The following is a 14,445-nucleotide window of genomic DNA, read 5'->3' as shown; positions in this document are numbered from 1 at the left end:
GGCTCTTCCCTAAAAGTTGTGGACTAGGCATAAATATTCGTTAATCTAAATAAAAAATAGGGTATATGCTTTACTCCTCTGAGCGTAGCTCTAAATGCTTTAATCTTGGCATTGAAAGATTCCGCAGAAGCATTCGTTGAACGATTGTCAAAGTAATTCAGTATTGTTCTGTAGTGAGCGGCTATACTTCTTTTTACTGTTGCAAAAGTTTTAAATCCGGATTGTTCTACTTGTTCATACCATCTGGCTAATCGAGTCAAAGCAGCAGTTTTATCTTTTGTTTTTTCGTAAATGCCTTTCAGATGCATTGTTAACCTATAAGCAGTTTCCAGATTAGGATAATATTTGAACAAAGTATCAGCTCTAAGATGTTGATTGGGGGTCCACTTATTCTCATTCTTGAATAACAGATATCGGCTACGCACAAGCAGTTGTTTATGGGTATCACCATTTTCAAGAACTTCCGGTTTATAAGATTTCCCCGTTTCTTTAGCCAATTCCATTTCTTTATTTTCACCCTCAAGTGCTTGCCAACGATAAGCGATACGCATATCCTGTAAGGCTTCGATAGCTAGCTTTTGTACATGGAACCTATCTGTAACCAGGCTGGCTTTTGGGAAACATCGCTTGGCTATAAGTTCCATATTGGCAGCCATATCCAGGGTGATTTCTTTGACTTGCTGTCGTTTGGATAAGGAGATCTTTTGCAGATGAGTAATGACTGTTTCTGCTGATGTACCTTTAATAATAGCCACAATAGCTCCTTTACGTCCTTTGGCGGATTTGTTGGTGACGATAGTATAAAGTTCATCATAGCTTAAACAGGTTTCATCAATACTTAAATGTGTGCCAATATTATCAGGAAAAATCAAGTATTTATCGGCATGTTCTCGCTCTATCCAATCATGAAAACCAGATAAATGGCAACGATACCACTCTTCCAACTTTTTACCATTGATATTAAAGAACTTACCTAAGGTAGAACAGTTGACGGGTTCGCTATCAAGATAATGCTTTTAAAAAAGCAGCGAACTCCGCTGTTAAATGGGTGCCGCCGGCTACTGTAGACCATTCTCGCATATAGGGATGCCCCGAGTGTTTATCCTGCCAGCGACGACGACGTACTCGAAGAATTAAACTCTTACCGCGAAGAGGAAAATCGTGAATATCGGTAGGGGGATAAAAGCCTTTGGAAATAAATTGATTATCCTTGTTTTCTTCCAAGGACAAAACATTTTCATCCAGATGAAGGATGATAACTTTTTCGAATGTCTCAACTTCAACTACTTCAAAGTAGTCCAACAAACCTTCGGGTAATAATAATTCATAGCCACTTTCCATTAAACAAAGTTAGGAAAAATTATATCTCCACAACTTTTAGGAAAGAGCCATTTTTTTGCTTTTTGACCAAATTTCAGGGAATAAAAAAACTCTGAAAATCGCCTGATTTTCAGAGTTTTGCTTTGTTTTGGAAGATCTTCCAGTGCGGATGAAGGGACTCGAACCCCCACGCCTCTCGGCACCAGATCCTAAGTCTGGCGCGGCTACCAATTACGCCACATCCGCGGCTAATTTGCGTTAGCGGGTACAAAGATATAATAAAATGTGTTTCATCCAACACTTAATCATAAAAAAATAAGGGCATTTAAACTAATATTTTAATTTAGATGCTCTTATCCCGTAAATAAATTCTTATAAATTAGCCTTTAAAGCCAATTTTAGCATGTGTACCGTCACAATACGGTTTGTTTTGCGATCCGCCACAACGGCAAAGATGCGGTTTGTCTTTAATCACTGAGGTTCCGTCTGCTAAAATTAGTTCTACAGTTCCTTCCACCAATAGCGGCGCATTAGGAATCACTTTGATTTTCAATAATGTTTCATTCTTTTCCATAATAGATGATAGTTTTAAAAACGTTGATATCAATATAACATTTTAGATGCTAAAAAGGTCACCATCTCGCTTTCTTTTACATTTTATCTTTCCATTTTTTTTCATAGCTTTGTGATACCAAAGAAGAAAAATCAAGAATGGATAATTATATAGTTTCGGCAAGGAAATACCGTCCTATGACTTTCAACTCGGTTGTGGGGCAAAGGGCATTAACCACTACACTAAAGAATGCGATAATGTCGGGCAAGCTGGCTCATGCATATCTTTTTTGTGGACCTAGAGGTGTTGGTAAAACAACATGTGCCCGTATTTTTGCGAAAACGATAAATTGCCTATCTCCAACTCCCGATGGCGAAACTTGTAACCGGTGCGAATCGTGCGTTGCCTTTAACGAACAGCGGTCTTTCAATATACACGAATTGGATGCTGCGTCCAACAACTCGGTAGACGATATACGATCTTTGATCGAGCAAGTGCGCATCCCTCCGCAGATAGGAAAATATAAGGTATATATAATAGATGAGGTGCACATGCTTTCACAGGCTGCATTCAACGCTTTCCTGAAAACATTGGAAGAGCCGCCTCACCATGCTATTTTTATTCTGGCTACAACCGAAAAGCATAAAATACTGCCAACAATACTTTCTCGTTGCCAGATATACGATTTCAGCCGTATTACAATCAAAGATACAGTAGAGCACCTTCAGTATGTGGCCGATCAGGAGCATGTACAGGCCGAGCCTGAAGCCTTGAATGTTTTGGCTCAAAAGGCAGACGGAGGGATGCGTGATGCCTTGTCTATCTTCGATCAGGTAGTAAGTTTTACAGGAGGTAATGTAACGTACAAGGCTGTTATCGAGAATCTGAATGTTCTGGATTATGAATATTATTTCCGATTGACAGATTCTATTTTAACCAACAACGTAGTAGAGGGTTTGTTGATCCTGAATGAGATCCTTAGCAAAGGCTTTGATGGTAATAATGTGATAACAGGTATTGCCTCGCACTTTAGGGATTTATTGCTCTGCAAAGATGCAAAGACCGCAGAACTGTTTGAAGTAGGGGCTTCCATCAGAGATCGCTACATAGAAACAGCTAAGAAGTGCACCAACGAATTTTTGTATAAAGCCATCGAGTTGGTCAACGAAAGTGACCTTAATTATAAATATAGCCGAAATAAGCGATTACTCTCCGACTTGACAATAATTAGGCTTTGCCAATTATCTTCACCTCAAGTAGGAATTGAAGATCAAAAAAAAAAGCAGGTAATTGATCCGATCTTCTCAAAGCAGGAACAACCTGTGCAAGCGGCTACACCGGCTACAAATCAGAGGCCCGCGGCGCAGAGCCCGCAACCTGCTCAACAACCTCCCATTCAGCAAAGGGTAACACCTTCTGTAGCAGCCAAAGAACCAACAGTCAGTGTAGAGCCCGCTAAAACAACACCGAATGCCGGAGGTTTTGGTGTTTCTATTTCAGCGTTCGGAAAGAAAAAAGACGAAGAAACAACAAAAGCTGATATAACGATAGAAGTCCTTAACGACAGATTTACTCCACTCCAACTCATCAATGAATGGAAGGCATATGCTGAGAGCTTGACCGAAGAGCTCCATCTGAGAAATACAATGCTCAATTGCCTCCCTAATCTTACTGCCAATACAGTGTTTGAGGTGATTGTAAATAATCCCGTTCAAGAACAACGTCTTCTTGAATATCAGATGGATATATTGTCAAGGCTGCGAGCACAACTTCGTAATACTCATCTGAGGATGGAGGTTAGGATAAGTGAAAATAATGAGAAAAAATTGGCTTTCACGCCTGCCGAGAAGTTTAATCTGATGATGGAAGAAAACGAAAGTTTGCGAAGGTTGAAAGATGAGTTTGGCCTGGAGTTATCCTGATGAGAAAATCACAAAAAGAGTTATCCTGAGAAGGTAGAACAAAATAAAAATTTTAGATAAAAACCTCGAAGGTTTAAAATAAATATATTTCTAGGACGAGAGGAAAAATCGTGCTATCTTTGTAGCCTCAAAAAAAATTATTCTCACAATTCCAACAAAGGAGATCTTTTTATGACAGAGCCATTAAAGCATGAATGCGGTATCGTCATGATACGCTTATTAAAACCGCTCGAATATTACCAACAAAAATATGGTACATGGCAATATGGGTTGAATAAACTCTATCTGCTAATGGAAAAACAACACAATCGAGGTCAAGAGGGCGCAGGCTTGGCTGTTGTAAAGTTAGAGTCACCTCCCGGTAATGAATTTATATTCAGAGAAAGAGCAGTGGGATCAAGTGCCATCTCAGAGATTTTCACAAACGTTTATCAGAACTATGAAAAAATATCGGAAGATAAACTCAATGATGCTGAGTATGCCAGTAAATATCTCCCCTTTGCCGGAGAATTGTTTTTAGGGCATTTGCGTTATAGCACTACCGGAAAAAGCGGAATATCATACGTCCATCCATTTATGCGTCGTAACAACTGGCGGTCAAGAAACTTGGCTTTAGCCGGCAATTTCAATATGACAAATGTAGATGAATTGTTTGCTGAGTTGTTGGCACAAGGTCAACATCCTCGCGACTATACAGATACATTTGTACTTCTCGAATCGGTTGGTCATTACCTAGACAGAGAGGTTCAATATCAGTTTGATAAATATAACAAGAGTACCGGTGCAAAAGGAGAGGAGCTGAACACACTGATAGAGAAAAATCTTGATATCCATTTTATGCTCAACAAGGCAAGTGAGAAATGGGATGGAGGTTATACTATAGGAGGGCTTATCGGATGTGGCGATGGATTTGTTTACAGAGATCCTTCGGGTATTCGTCCGGCTTTTTATTACAACGACGACGAGATTGTTATTGTTGCATCAGAAAGACCTGTTATACAGACAGCTCTAGGACTTGATGTTGCCGATATAAAAGAGTTAAACCCGGGGCAGGCCATTATCGTAAAGAAAGATGGGACAGTTATGTTTTCTCAGATACAAGAGCCTAGAAATGTTTCTCCGTGCTCATTCGAACGCATTTACTTTTCGCGAGGATCAGATTCTGATATATATAACGAACGCAAGAAATTGGGGAAACTTCTTTTGCCTCAAATTCTGAAAGCTATAGATTCGGATATTCAACATACCGTATTTTCTTTTATTCCCAATACGGCAGAAGTTGCTTTCTTCGGGATGACCGACGCATTCAATAAACATATGAATGATGTTAAACTTAGAAAGATAAAAGAAAAAGGGGCATCTATCACCGAAGAGGAATTGCAAAAAATTCTATCTATGCGGGTTCGTACCGAAAAAGTTGTGATAAAAGATATAAAGCTAAGAACCTTTATTGCACAAGATAAGAGCCGCGACGACTTGGCTGCACACGTGTATGATGTTACTTATGATTCGGTAAAGCCGTATGAAGATAATCTGGTTGTTATCGATGATAGTATAGTGAGAGGTACTACGCTGAAACAGAGTATAATAAAAATACTCGATCGTATTCATCCGAAGAAAATCGTTATCGTATCTTCTTCTCCTCAGATACGTTATCCTGACTGTTATGGTATCGATATGTCGAGAATGAATGAATTTGCTGCATTCAGGGCTGCCATCGAATTGCTGAAAGAAAGAGGAATGCAATCGGTGATAGATGAAGTGTATCGTAAATCTTTGGCTCAGAAGGATAAGCCAAAAGAGGAAATAGTAAACTATGTGAAAGAAATTTATGCTCCTTTTACGGACGAAGATATTTCGAAAAAGATGGCTGAAATGCTAACACCAAAAGGAACAAAGGCCGAAATAGAAATTGTTTTCCAAAGCATTGAAAACCTTCATAAAGCGACACCTAATCACAAGGGAGACTGGTATTTTTCGGGAAATTATCCGACTCCGGGTGGAAACAGAATGGTAAACACCGCTTTCTTGAATTATATAGAAGGAAAAAATAACCGCTCTTATTAAGGGTAATATATAAGAGAGCTGATTTTATATCAGCTCTTTTTTTATTCACTTTTCATGTAACCATGTCACTCTTAGAATAGTCTTATTATAAAAGATGTAAACCATTAAATATATAATATGAAAAGGATTCGGCTATTTCTGTTAATTTTATTCGTAGTAGGTATCAGCAACATTTATTCTCAAGAATTTGTAACAATATCAGGACGGGTTACAGATTTCGACGGAAATCCTATCGACAGTTGCTGGATAGGGCTTAATTATTCGGATTTTTCACCTGCTTATCAAACGTATTCAGATAAAGACGGCTATTACTCTTTGGAAAATGTAAAGAAAGGGAAATATAAGTCTTTTTATGCACTTCGCCCCAAAGAGTATCCTCGAAGAGATGCAGTGGCGGACGACGACAAACGTCTTGAGTTTTGGGCATGGAATGTAATCGCAGATAGAGATCTGACGATAAATCCTCGTTATCACCGTCTGGAGCTTTATGGCACAAACGCACTCAAAGTCGAGGGTGGGTATAATGGCCTCTTTATATACACACGTCCTATGAGTGTGGGAAAACTACTTACATACTCTAAAGAATTGCAGCTAAATAAAGCTAAGGCAGAAAAAGAAATGGATGTATCAGTTAAACCTGAATTTTTCAGGGTGAAGGTATATATTGATGATAAAGAGGCTGTGATCAACTCTGTACAGCGTGTGCAGGAATATGTAGGAAAAGACAATCCCAGTATGGGTGCTTATATTATCCAGACAGAGTTACCCAAAGAAAAATCAGATAAATCGTATCGTATAATAAGAGTAGTGGGAGAAAATCTGGAGCATAATGAGATGGGTGAGAATGTATATTTCTATGAAGTAAAGAATTACGAGGAAACCCCGAAAAACTGAGGAAGCTATATTTCATAATCAATTTATTATGTTCTTGAAAGTCGGATAATTTCAGAACCAACCAACAATTTAATATCTTTGTTTTATTAATTTGCAATAGTTATTTGATCTGTATAATTTTATCTATTTAAGGTGATACTGAAAACCGAGCTTTGCAAGCAGAAAGGTTACAGTAAAAAGAATGTAAAACATGTTACTTTTGTCACCTTTGTCACTTTTTAGGACTTAACATATTGCTGATTCGTATTAATAATTGATTATGAAAGAAAACAATATAATAGCAGCTATATCTACACCTGCAGGTATAGGAGGAATAGCCATTATACGTCTGTCGGGAAATGGATGTATAGAATTAGTTGACGCTGTTTTTAAATCCTTTAAGGCGAAAAAACTTGCAGAAGCAAAAGCGTATACAGTTCATTTCGGATCTATCATCAAAGAGAATGTGGTGTTAGATGACGTACTGGTTAGTGTATTCCGAAATCCACATTCGTTTACCGGCGAAGATATAATAGAGATATCCTGCCATGGTTCTATTTATATTCAACAAAATATATTACAGCTGCTTATATCGAAAGGTGCGTCTTTGGCTCAACCAGGGGAGTTTACTCAACGAGCTTTTTTAAATGGTAAGATGGATTTGTCTCAGGCTGAATCGGTGGCGGACTTAATAGCATCATCTTCAGCCGCAACACATCGCTTGGCAATGAATCAGATGCGTGGAGGTTTTAGCAATAAGCTGATTAAATTGCGGACTGAACTGTTGAATTTTACATCTTTGATAGAGCTTGAACTAGACTTTTCGGAAGAAGATGTTGAATTCGCAAATAGAGACCACCTAAAAGAAGCAGCACATCAGATAGAATCGCATATAAAGAAACTGGCAGATTCTTTTAGTATAGGTAATGCCGTTAAATCCGGTATTCCGGTTGCAATTATAGGCGAAACAAATGCCGGGAAGTCTACCTTACTTAACCTTCTTTTGCATGAGGAAAAAGCAATTGTATCCGATATTCATGGTACAACGAGGGATGTTATTGAGGATACGATTAATATACAAGGACTGACCTTCAGACTTATTGATACTGCCGGAATACGGGATACTCATGACGAGATAGAAAGCCTTGGCATTGAGCGTACATTTAAGAAGATAGAACAAGCGAATATTGTTTTGTGGGTCGCGGATTGTGAAACTATAAATGAGCATATTGAGGAGTTGTCTCAAAAAATACTACCTGTAGTTGGCGATAGAAAATTGGTTCTTGTTTTCAATAAGGTTGATATTATTTCTGCAGAAAGGAAAGCAGAAAAAGAAAAGCTTCTATTAGATAAAATTCCTGAACGGGTTTTCATCTCGGCTAAATATGAGCAAGGGACTAATCAGCTCGAGGACTTATTAGTAAAAACGGCAAATATCCCCGAAATTAGTGAACAGGATATTATTGTTACGAATGTTCGTCACTATGAGGCTCTCCAAAATGCATTGACTGCAATAAAACGTGTCTCTGAGGGGTTAGAACTAAAAATATCGGGAGATTTTCTGTCGCAAGATATTCGTGAATGTATGTATTATCTGGGCGAAATTACGGGTCAAATTTCTACCGATGAGATATTGGGTAATATTTTTAGTAAGTTCTGTATCGGCAAATGATAACTAATCAGATTTTATAGATTATAATTATAATTAATCATTAAGTCGCTATTTTATAGCGACTTTTTATTTTCTATTTCTACCTTTGAATATTGATGATAATGGATATTGTGGCAGTTTTTATGTCTCAATTGTACCGTTTTTGTAAAAATATATAAACGGCTCAGTTTTTGTTCATAGATTATGTATAATTAGAACACCACGGAACACAGTGAAACATCATGGAACAAAAACAGGGAGAAATAAAGGAGAAATTATGAGTAGTAAGATGGAAATTTCTAAGATATGTGAATGTTGTGGAAAAACTTTCATAGCACAGAAAACGACTACACGTTATTGTTCACATAAATGCAACTCCAAGGCGTATAAACAAGGCAAAAGACAATTTAAGATGGTAGGTATTAATTACTCTACCATGAAAGAAATTGAACGATTGAGTGATGAGTATGAAAAAATAAAAGATAAAGAGTTTTTGTCAGTCAAGGAAGCTTCCTTTCTCTTAAGCATTGGGCGTACTACAGCTTATCGCTATTTACAGGAAGGCAAACTTAAAGCAATACAAACAAAAGGTAAAACTTTTATTCGTCGCTCCGATATTGATGCTATGTTTAATGATACAGAAGAATACCAACCTAAAGCCAAACCAACTAAAGAGCCTAATCCTTTAACCGAACTGTATACTGTAGCCGATATTAAAGGAAGATTCAACATCAAAGAATCGTGGCTATATAAGATTGCCAGAGAAAATAATATCCCTAAAACTCTAATCAGAGGTAAATCATATTTCAGTAAAGAGCATATCGATAAATATTTTGAAAAGAAAGGTTTTAACGAAAGTCAGTATATAAAAGAATGGTATTCAGTAGAAGACATTCAAGAGAAATATCATCTATCTACGGCAGCCATATATAGTTTTGTATCTGAGCAGAATATCCCACGAAAGAAAGAAGGTCGTAAAGTTCTGTATTCTAAGAAAGACTTTGATATAGCCAAAGGTTATGAGCAGTCTCAGGAAGCCGAATATTATACTACAGAAGAAGCCATGAAAAAATACAATCTCACTCGTGACGCTTTATATCACTATGTGAAGTATCATAATGTACCAAAGATAAAAGAAGGTAGATATGTGAAAATATCAAAGCCCGACTTAGATAAGTTATTCAACCCTCAAATAATCTTATAACTATGGGTATAAGCAAAGTCGCACTTCGACGACGACCTATAACAGGAGCTAGAGAGAGTCTTTATCTGGATTTCTATCCTGCTATTCGTGATCCATATTCAATGAAAATGATACGGCGTGAGTATTTAGGTATTTATATCTATGCCAAACCTAGAAACGAAATTGAAAAGGAGTACAATAATGAAATGCTGATGAAAGCCGAAGTTATCCGCAGCATGAGAGTGCAAGCAATTATCAACGAGGAATACGGTTTTCTAGATAAGAATAAAAAGAAAGCTGACTTTCTTGCTTATTACAAACTGAAAGCCGAAAAGAAAGACCAGAAGTGGATGAAGGTATATCAGCACTTTTATAATTTTGTCAAAGGCAAATGTACCTTTGGTGATATAAACGTAGACTTGTGTAACCGCTTTCGAGATTATCTGATGGATGCAAAGCAATTGAAACATAAAGATCTTCGTATATCTCAAAATTCAGCATCAGGGTATTTCTCTACATTCAGAGCCTTATTGAAGATTGCATATAAAGAAAAATTCTTCAGAGAGAATCTCAATGAATATCTGGACTCAATCGACACTACAGATGTAAAGAAAGAATACTTGACATTGGATGAATTGAAAGCGCTCGCGAATACACCTTGCGACTTCCCTGTGTTGAAATCAGCATCTATCTTCTCATGCATGACAGGCTTACGGATAAGCGATGTGCTAAAATTGGATTGGCAAGAAATACTTCCTGCTTCTGATGGAGGTTATTGCATGAGACTAAGAACCGAGAAGACAGAAACAGAAACGACCTTACCCATTAGCGATGAAGCGTTAGAATTATGTGGAGAAAGAGGGAAAGGTAAAGTATTCAAAGGGTTGACAAAGGCTATGACTCAACAACCTCTAAAGGATTGGGTAGCCAGTGCCGGAATAACAAAACACATTACATTTCATTGCTTTCGCCATACTTTTGCTACCTTGCAGGTAGCTTTAGGCACAGACATATATACTGTCAGTAAGATGCTTACACATAAAAATGTTTCGACAACCCAGATCTATGCTGATCTGGTAAATGCCAAGAAAAGGGAGTCTGCTAATAAGATAAGTTTAAAATAAATTTTCAGTAAAAATACATCAAAGATTAATAATAGGTAAAACGATTGTAAATAAATGATTTACAATCGTTTCTTTTTATTTTTTTGGTAATGTTATAAAAGCAGAAAAAGCAACGATTAGCAAAAGTACGGTTACTAAAACGTTACTGTCAAGCATTAGCAATAATCTTTTTTTAATCGCTGTATTTAAGTCATCTACATAGTTTTTCATATTGTTCCGTAGCTCACATAGGTTTAATTTTATCATTAAGAATTGTGAGAAGAAAAACGGAAAAGTTACAGTTATGTGCAGGATTACCGTAAACGGTAAACAGTCTGCATTCAGTACCAAGCTGGATATTTCTGCATCAAATTGGAATTTGAAGTACGGCAGGGTTTTAGGAAAAAGCCGAGAAGCCCAAGATGTGAACGGCAAGCTTGATAAAATCCGTTTGGGTATTGAGGAATGCTATTTCAAAGTCCTAAAGAATGAGGGAGCGGTAAACAGTACTAAACATAAAAATGCCTTTTTCGGTATGGAAAGTGGAGAACTTACCTTTTTCAAATTTTACGAACAGTTCCTATCTGACTATGAGAAAAAGGTCAATAACTGACTTCGGGTAAATGGTACACGCAGTAAGTACAAAACACTTTTAAAGCACCTGCGAAATTTTGCACTGACAAAATACGGTTATTCTGACTTATCGTTCAACGACCTTACAGCTGATTTTGTACAGGACTTTTATTATTACCTGCGTGATTACAAAAGCTTGATACACAATGCTATTTAGTTGTATATGATTGGATTAACCGCATTTTTCCGATTGGCAATGAGCAGAAAGCATCTTGCTTTCAATCCGTTCAGTGAGTATAAGAACACTAAAAAGGACAAAGACAGAGGTTATCTGCTACGGAATGAATTGGAACAGCTCGTAACATTCAACTGCGAGAAAAAGAAAGACGAATTGGTTAAAGATTTGTTTGTTTTCAGTTGTTCAATAGGACTTTCCCATTCAGATATGAAAGGGCTTAAAAACAGCAACATCCAAGATTTCTTTGACGGCAATCAATGGATTATCGTTCGAAGAAAGAAAACGGCGACGTCAAAAGTCAGATTGCTTCGATAGTATGGCATCAGCGAAAGTATTACAGCTTTTCATCTATGGGTAGCTACAATGCTTTGCTGTTACTTTTCAACATTACAGCTGAAGAAGTTAAAGGAGAGCAGAACGGACAGCCCGTAAACGGATTGGTGTATGTGGCATTGGACGAGAATGGAAACAAGGTAAGCAATCCGTTCAAGGCATCACTATTTGGAAAAGATGCAGGCGTTGCACAGCTTCAAAAACACTTTGAGCAGTCAAAAGAGAAAATGAAAACCAATACTGCGAAGTCTGTACTAAAAAATACCATTGAATTGGCTATACACACAACAAAGAACGAATCCGAATTTAAGAAGCAATTGACTGAACAAGGAATTAATATGCTTGTAAGGCGTAATAATGAAAGACGAATTTACGGTATAACCTTTATTGATCACGAAAGCCGAAGTGCTTGGAACGGTTCACAGTTGGACAGAAACCTGTCTGCAAACGTGTTCAATGATTGGTGGAATAACGGAAATAAACCCGAATTGAAAATACATGACAATCCTATTACCAAAACAAATGAATGGGATAACCTATCAACAAAAGACCCCTTTAAGTTTCTCTCACAGGAACATTCGTCTAATTTTGATTTAAGTGTGTTCAGCCTGCTACCCGATGCACAGGGCGAGGATTACGAGGAAGAACAGTTTGTCAACCAAATGAATAAAAAGAAAAAAGCAAGAGGTTGTAATAGCTATGCCTAATTTTTAAAGCAGAATAATAAGTTTAAAAACACTCTCCAAAATGTTTTTAAACTAAATTTACATCCTAAAACAGTGTTTTATTACATCAAAATACAGTATATTGCAACTTTTACAGCTTTTGTTTTAAAAAGATGTAAACTATTTATAATGACTTAACTATGAATAGAATCAAAGAGATATTGGAACAAAAAGGTATTAAACAGACGTGGCTTGCAGAGCAACTTGGTAAAAGCTATAACATCGTTAATGGCTATGTGCAGAATAGACAGCAACCTCGCTTAGAGGTACTATACGACATTGCAAAGATATTGGATGTTCCAGTAAAAGAGTTATTAATTGAAATTAAAGAGGGAAATAATTGATTGATGAGTACAAAATTTTTTACAAATACAGAAGAAAATACAGTTTTTCATAAATTTAAAGGCATACTTGAAAATATGAAAGATGTATTTGCCTTTCATGCGGTAGTAGGTTATTTTCGTTCTTCAGGATATTTTGCATTACAGTCTTATTTAAATAATATCAAGGATATAAAAATATTGGTTGGTATAAATGTAGATCAGATGTTTGCAGATGCTCAGAAAAGAGGTCTGTTATACTTCGGAGATGAACAAAAGACGAAAGAGGAATTTTTAAATTGGTTTATACAGGATTTGAAGGAAGCGAAATATTCCAAAGAAGTAGAAGAAGGTATTTTACAGTTTATCCAAGATATTATCGATGGTAGAATAGAAGTACGAGCGCATAATTCTAAAGCTATTCATGCGAAGTTCTATTTGTTCCTACCTGAACTTCATTCCCAACATTCAGACGGTTGGGTGATTATGGGATCTTCTAATCTTACGGAAGCTGGTTTGGGTATTAAAAAGTCTCCAAATTACGAATTGAATATTGCACTAAAGGATTTTGATGATGTTGAATTTACCAAAATAGAGTTTCAAAAACTTTGGCAACAATCAACAAGTATTTTGCCTGCTGATATCTTAGAGTATAAGAAGAAAACACATATCGGGCAAGTCTTTACTCCATTTGAAATTTATCTTAAATTATTAATCGAATATTTTGGGAACAATATTGATTATGACCCTGACACAGTTGGGGATTTGCCCAAGAGTTATAAAAAACTAAGTTATCAGGTAGATGCCGTTAATCAGGGATTTCAGATGTTAATGGATCATAACGGTTTCTTTTTAGCTGATGTTGTTGGTCTCGGAAAGACTATTATCGCTTCTATGATTGCTAAGCGGTTTCTGATTGCTAACGGATCTTTAAATACCAAAATATTGGTAGTTTACCCACCTGCATTGGAAAAAAACTGGAAATCCACATTTAGAATGTTTGGAATTGACAGACATACCAAATTCGTTACTAATGGACGTTTGGAGAAAATAGTCAATGGGGAGGATATGAATTATTGGGCTAAAGAAGACTATGATTTGATATTGGTTGATGAGGCACACAAATATAGAAATCATACTTCGCAAGCTTTCGGACTGTTGCAACGTATTTGCAAAGCTCCACGAAATGGCGAAGGATTAGTGACAGGGAAAAATAAAAAGGTTATATTAATTTCAGCTACTCCGCTTAACAATAGACCGCAGGATCTCTATTATCAATTATTATTGTTCCAAGATGCAAGAAGAAGTACGCTTCCTGTTACTAATCTCCAATCGTTCTTTGGTCCTATCATTCGGGAATATAAAGATGTGATGCGAGAAGACGAGCCCAATGTCGAAAAAATCCGTGAGTTGTACAATAAAATTCGTGAAAAAGTCATTTCTCAAATTACGGTTAGAAGAACAATGGAAAATCCAGTTCAGATTGACCCCTTTTGCCAAGTCTAAATTGACCCCTGAAAAAACTTTATTATTACCCCTAAAATATCCTGGTCGACGGGGTCATTTTTATTTTAGCTTTACTTG

At 36.9% G+C, this 14,445-nt stretch carries 14 protein-coding genes, 1 tRNA gene and 1 pseudogene; 12 read left to right on the top strand and 4 right to left on the bottom strand.

Going from position 1 to position 14,445, the window contains the following annotated elements:
* Nucleotides 1-23: 23 nt before the first annotated feature.
* The 4 genes from LDB17_RS14905 to LDB17_RS14890 all read right to left on the bottom strand — a co-directional run bounded on the left by LDB17_RS14905 (nucleotide 24) and on the right by LDB17_RS14890 (nucleotide 1,927).
* Nucleotides 24-944, bottom strand: a complete 921-nt coding sequence (locus tag LDB17_RS14905) for a transposase (RefSeq protein WP_283686679.1) — start codon at nucleotides 942-944, stop codon at nucleotides 24-26.
* Nucleotides 945-1,002: 58 nt separating this feature from the next.
* Complete coding sequence (locus LDB17_RS14900) at nucleotides 1,003-1,341, bottom strand: hypothetical protein (protein WP_252639725.1); 339 nt, start codon at nucleotides 1,339-1,341, stop codon at nucleotides 1,003-1,005.
* Between the two features lie 143 nt (nucleotides 1,342-1,484).
* A tRNA-Leu gene (locus LDB17_RS14895) sits at nucleotides 1,485-1,566 on the bottom strand.
* A gap of 133 nt (nucleotides 1,567-1,699) precedes the next feature.
* Nucleotides 1,700-1,927, bottom strand: coding sequence for a CDGSH iron-sulfur domain-containing protein (locus LDB17_RS14890; protein WP_291030553.1), 228 nt, complete (start codon nucleotides 1,925-1,927; stop codon nucleotides 1,700-1,702).
* A gap of 104 nt (nucleotides 1,928-2,031) precedes the next feature.
* On the opposite strand from LDB17_RS14890, the gene LDB17_RS14885 reads away from it, so the two are divergent.
* From LDB17_RS14885 to LDB17_RS14830, 12 genes and pseudogenes are all read left to right on the top strand, one after another.
* Nucleotides 2,032-3,795: a DNA polymerase III subunit gamma/tau gene (locus LDB17_RS14885; protein ID WP_252639609.1), complete on the top strand. Its 1,764-nt coding sequence runs from the start codon at nucleotides 2,032-2,034 to the stop codon at nucleotides 3,793-3,795.
* Nucleotides 3,796-3,966: 171 nt separating this feature from the next.
* Nucleotides 3,967-5,862 (top strand): amidophosphoribosyltransferase, encoded by a 1,896-nt coding sequence (locus tag LDB17_RS14880; protein WP_252639612.1) that lies wholly within the window; start codon nucleotides 3,967-3,969, stop codon nucleotides 5,860-5,862.
* Between the two features lie 117 nt (nucleotides 5,863-5,979).
* Nucleotides 5,980-6,756, top strand: coding sequence for a carboxypeptidase-like regulatory domain-containing protein (locus LDB17_RS14875; RefSeq protein ID WP_252639613.1), 777 nt, complete (start codon nucleotides 5,980-5,982; stop codon nucleotides 6,754-6,756).
* A 259-nt stretch (nucleotides 6,757-7,015) separates the two neighbouring features.
* Nucleotides 7,016-8,407 carry a tRNA uridine-5-carboxymethylaminomethyl(34) synthesis GTPase MnmE gene (gene mnmE / locus LDB17_RS14870; protein ID WP_252639614.1) on the top strand — a complete coding sequence of 464 codons (1,392 nt, stop codon included), beginning with the start codon at nucleotides 7,016-7,018 and terminating at the stop codon, nucleotides 8,405-8,407.
* Nucleotides 8,408-8,663: 256 nt separating this feature from the next.
* A complete protein-coding gene (locus LDB17_RS14865; protein WP_252639616.1) occupies nucleotides 8,664-9,590 on the top strand; it encodes a helix-turn-helix domain-containing protein in 927 nt (308 codons plus the stop codon).
* A gap of 2 nt (nucleotides 9,591-9,592) precedes the next feature.
* Nucleotides 9,593-10,693 carry a site-specific integrase gene (locus LDB17_RS14860; RefSeq protein WP_289781718.1) on the top strand — a complete coding sequence of 367 codons (1,101 nt, stop codon included), beginning with the start codon at nucleotides 9,593-9,595 and terminating at the stop codon, nucleotides 10,691-10,693.
* Nucleotides 10,694-10,904: 211 nt separating this feature from the next.
* Entirely contained in the window at nucleotides 10,905-11,285 is a 381-nt protein-coding gene (locus LDB17_RS14855; RefSeq protein WP_289781719.1) for an Arm DNA-binding domain-containing protein, read from the top strand.
* Nucleotides 11,286-11,306: 21 nt separating this feature from the next.
* A pseudogene (locus tag LDB17_RS14850) lies at nucleotides 11,307-11,462 on the top strand (phage integrase SAM-like domain-containing protein); the annotation flags it as partial.
* A gap of 6 nt (nucleotides 11,463-11,468) precedes the next feature.
* Complete coding sequence (locus LDB17_RS14845) at nucleotides 11,469-11,798, top strand: hypothetical protein (RefSeq protein WP_252639620.1); 330 nt, start codon at nucleotides 11,469-11,471, stop codon at nucleotides 11,796-11,798.
* Nucleotides 11,741-12,523: a hypothetical protein gene (locus tag LDB17_RS14840; protein ID WP_252639621.1), complete on the top strand. Its 783-nt coding sequence runs from the start codon at nucleotides 11,741-11,743 to the stop codon at nucleotides 12,521-12,523. The genes LDB17_RS14845 and LDB17_RS14840 overlap by 58 nt, the downstream gene beginning before the upstream one ends.
* Nucleotides 12,524-12,681: 158 nt before the next feature.
* On the top strand, nucleotides 12,682-12,885 hold the full coding sequence (locus LDB17_RS14835; RefSeq protein WP_252639623.1) for a helix-turn-helix domain-containing protein: 204 nt from the start codon (nucleotides 12,682-12,684) through the stop codon (nucleotides 12,883-12,885).
* 3 nt (nucleotides 12,886-12,888) lie between these two features.
* Nucleotides 12,889-14,367 carry a phospholipase D-like domain-containing protein gene (locus LDB17_RS14830; protein ID WP_252639625.1) on the top strand — a complete coding sequence of 493 codons (1,479 nt, stop codon included), beginning with the start codon at nucleotides 12,889-12,891 and terminating at the stop codon, nucleotides 14,365-14,367.
* The last annotated feature ends 78 nt before the right edge of the window (nucleotides 14,368-14,445 follow it).

The organism is Dysgonomonas sp. Shenzhen-Wh21, assembly GCF_043392705.1.
Lineage (GTDB): Bacteria > Bacteroidota > Bacteroidia > Bacteroidales > Dysgonomonadaceae > Dysgonomonas.
The sequence above is the reverse complement of the archived record's forward strand: the minus strand, read 5'-3'. Positions and strand labels throughout refer to the sequence as shown.

What these genes read in the sequence shown, in the direction of transcription:
- LDB17_RS14900 (WP_252639725.1), bottom strand. Translation starts at nt 1,341, where the DNA reads ATGGAAAGTGGCTATGAATTATTATTACCCGAAGGTTTGTTGGACTAC.
- LDB17_RS14885 (WP_252639609.1), top strand. Translation starts at nt 2,032, where the DNA reads ATGGATAATTATATAGTTTCGGCAAGGAAATACCGTCCTATGACTTTC.
- LDB17_RS14880 (WP_252639612.1), top strand. Translation starts at nt 3,967, where the DNA reads ATGACAGAGCCATTAAAGCATGAATGCGGTATCGTCATGATACGCTTA.
- LDB17_RS14875 (WP_252639613.1), top strand. Translation starts at nt 5,980, where the DNA reads ATGAAAAGGATTCGGCTATTTCTGTTAATTTTATTCGTAGTAGGTATC.
- mnmE (WP_252639614.1), top strand. Translation starts at nt 7,016, where the DNA reads ATGAAAGAAAACAATATAATAGCAGCTATATCTACACCTGCAGGTATA.
- LDB17_RS14865 (WP_252639616.1), top strand. Translation starts at nt 8,664, where the DNA reads ATGAGTAGTAAGATGGAAATTTCTAAGATATGTGAATGTTGTGGAAAA.
- LDB17_RS14860 (WP_289781718.1), top strand. Translation starts at nt 9,593, where the DNA reads ATGGGTATAAGCAAAGTCGCACTTCGACGACGACCTATAACAGGAGCT.
- LDB17_RS14845 (WP_252639620.1), top strand. Translation starts at nt 11,469, where the DNA reads ATGATTGGATTAACCGCATTTTTCCGATTGGCAATGAGCAGAAAGCAT.
- LDB17_RS14840 (WP_252639621.1), top strand. Translation starts at nt 11,741, where the DNA reads ATGGATTATCGTTCGAAGAAAGAAAACGGCGACGTCAAAAGTCAGATT.
- LDB17_RS14835 (WP_252639623.1), top strand. Translation starts at nt 12,682, where the DNA reads ATGAATAGAATCAAAGAGATATTGGAACAAAAAGGTATTAAACAGACG.
- LDB17_RS14830 (WP_252639625.1), top strand. Translation starts at nt 12,889, where the DNA reads ATGAGTACAAAATTTTTTACAAATACAGAAGAAAATACAGTTTTTCAT.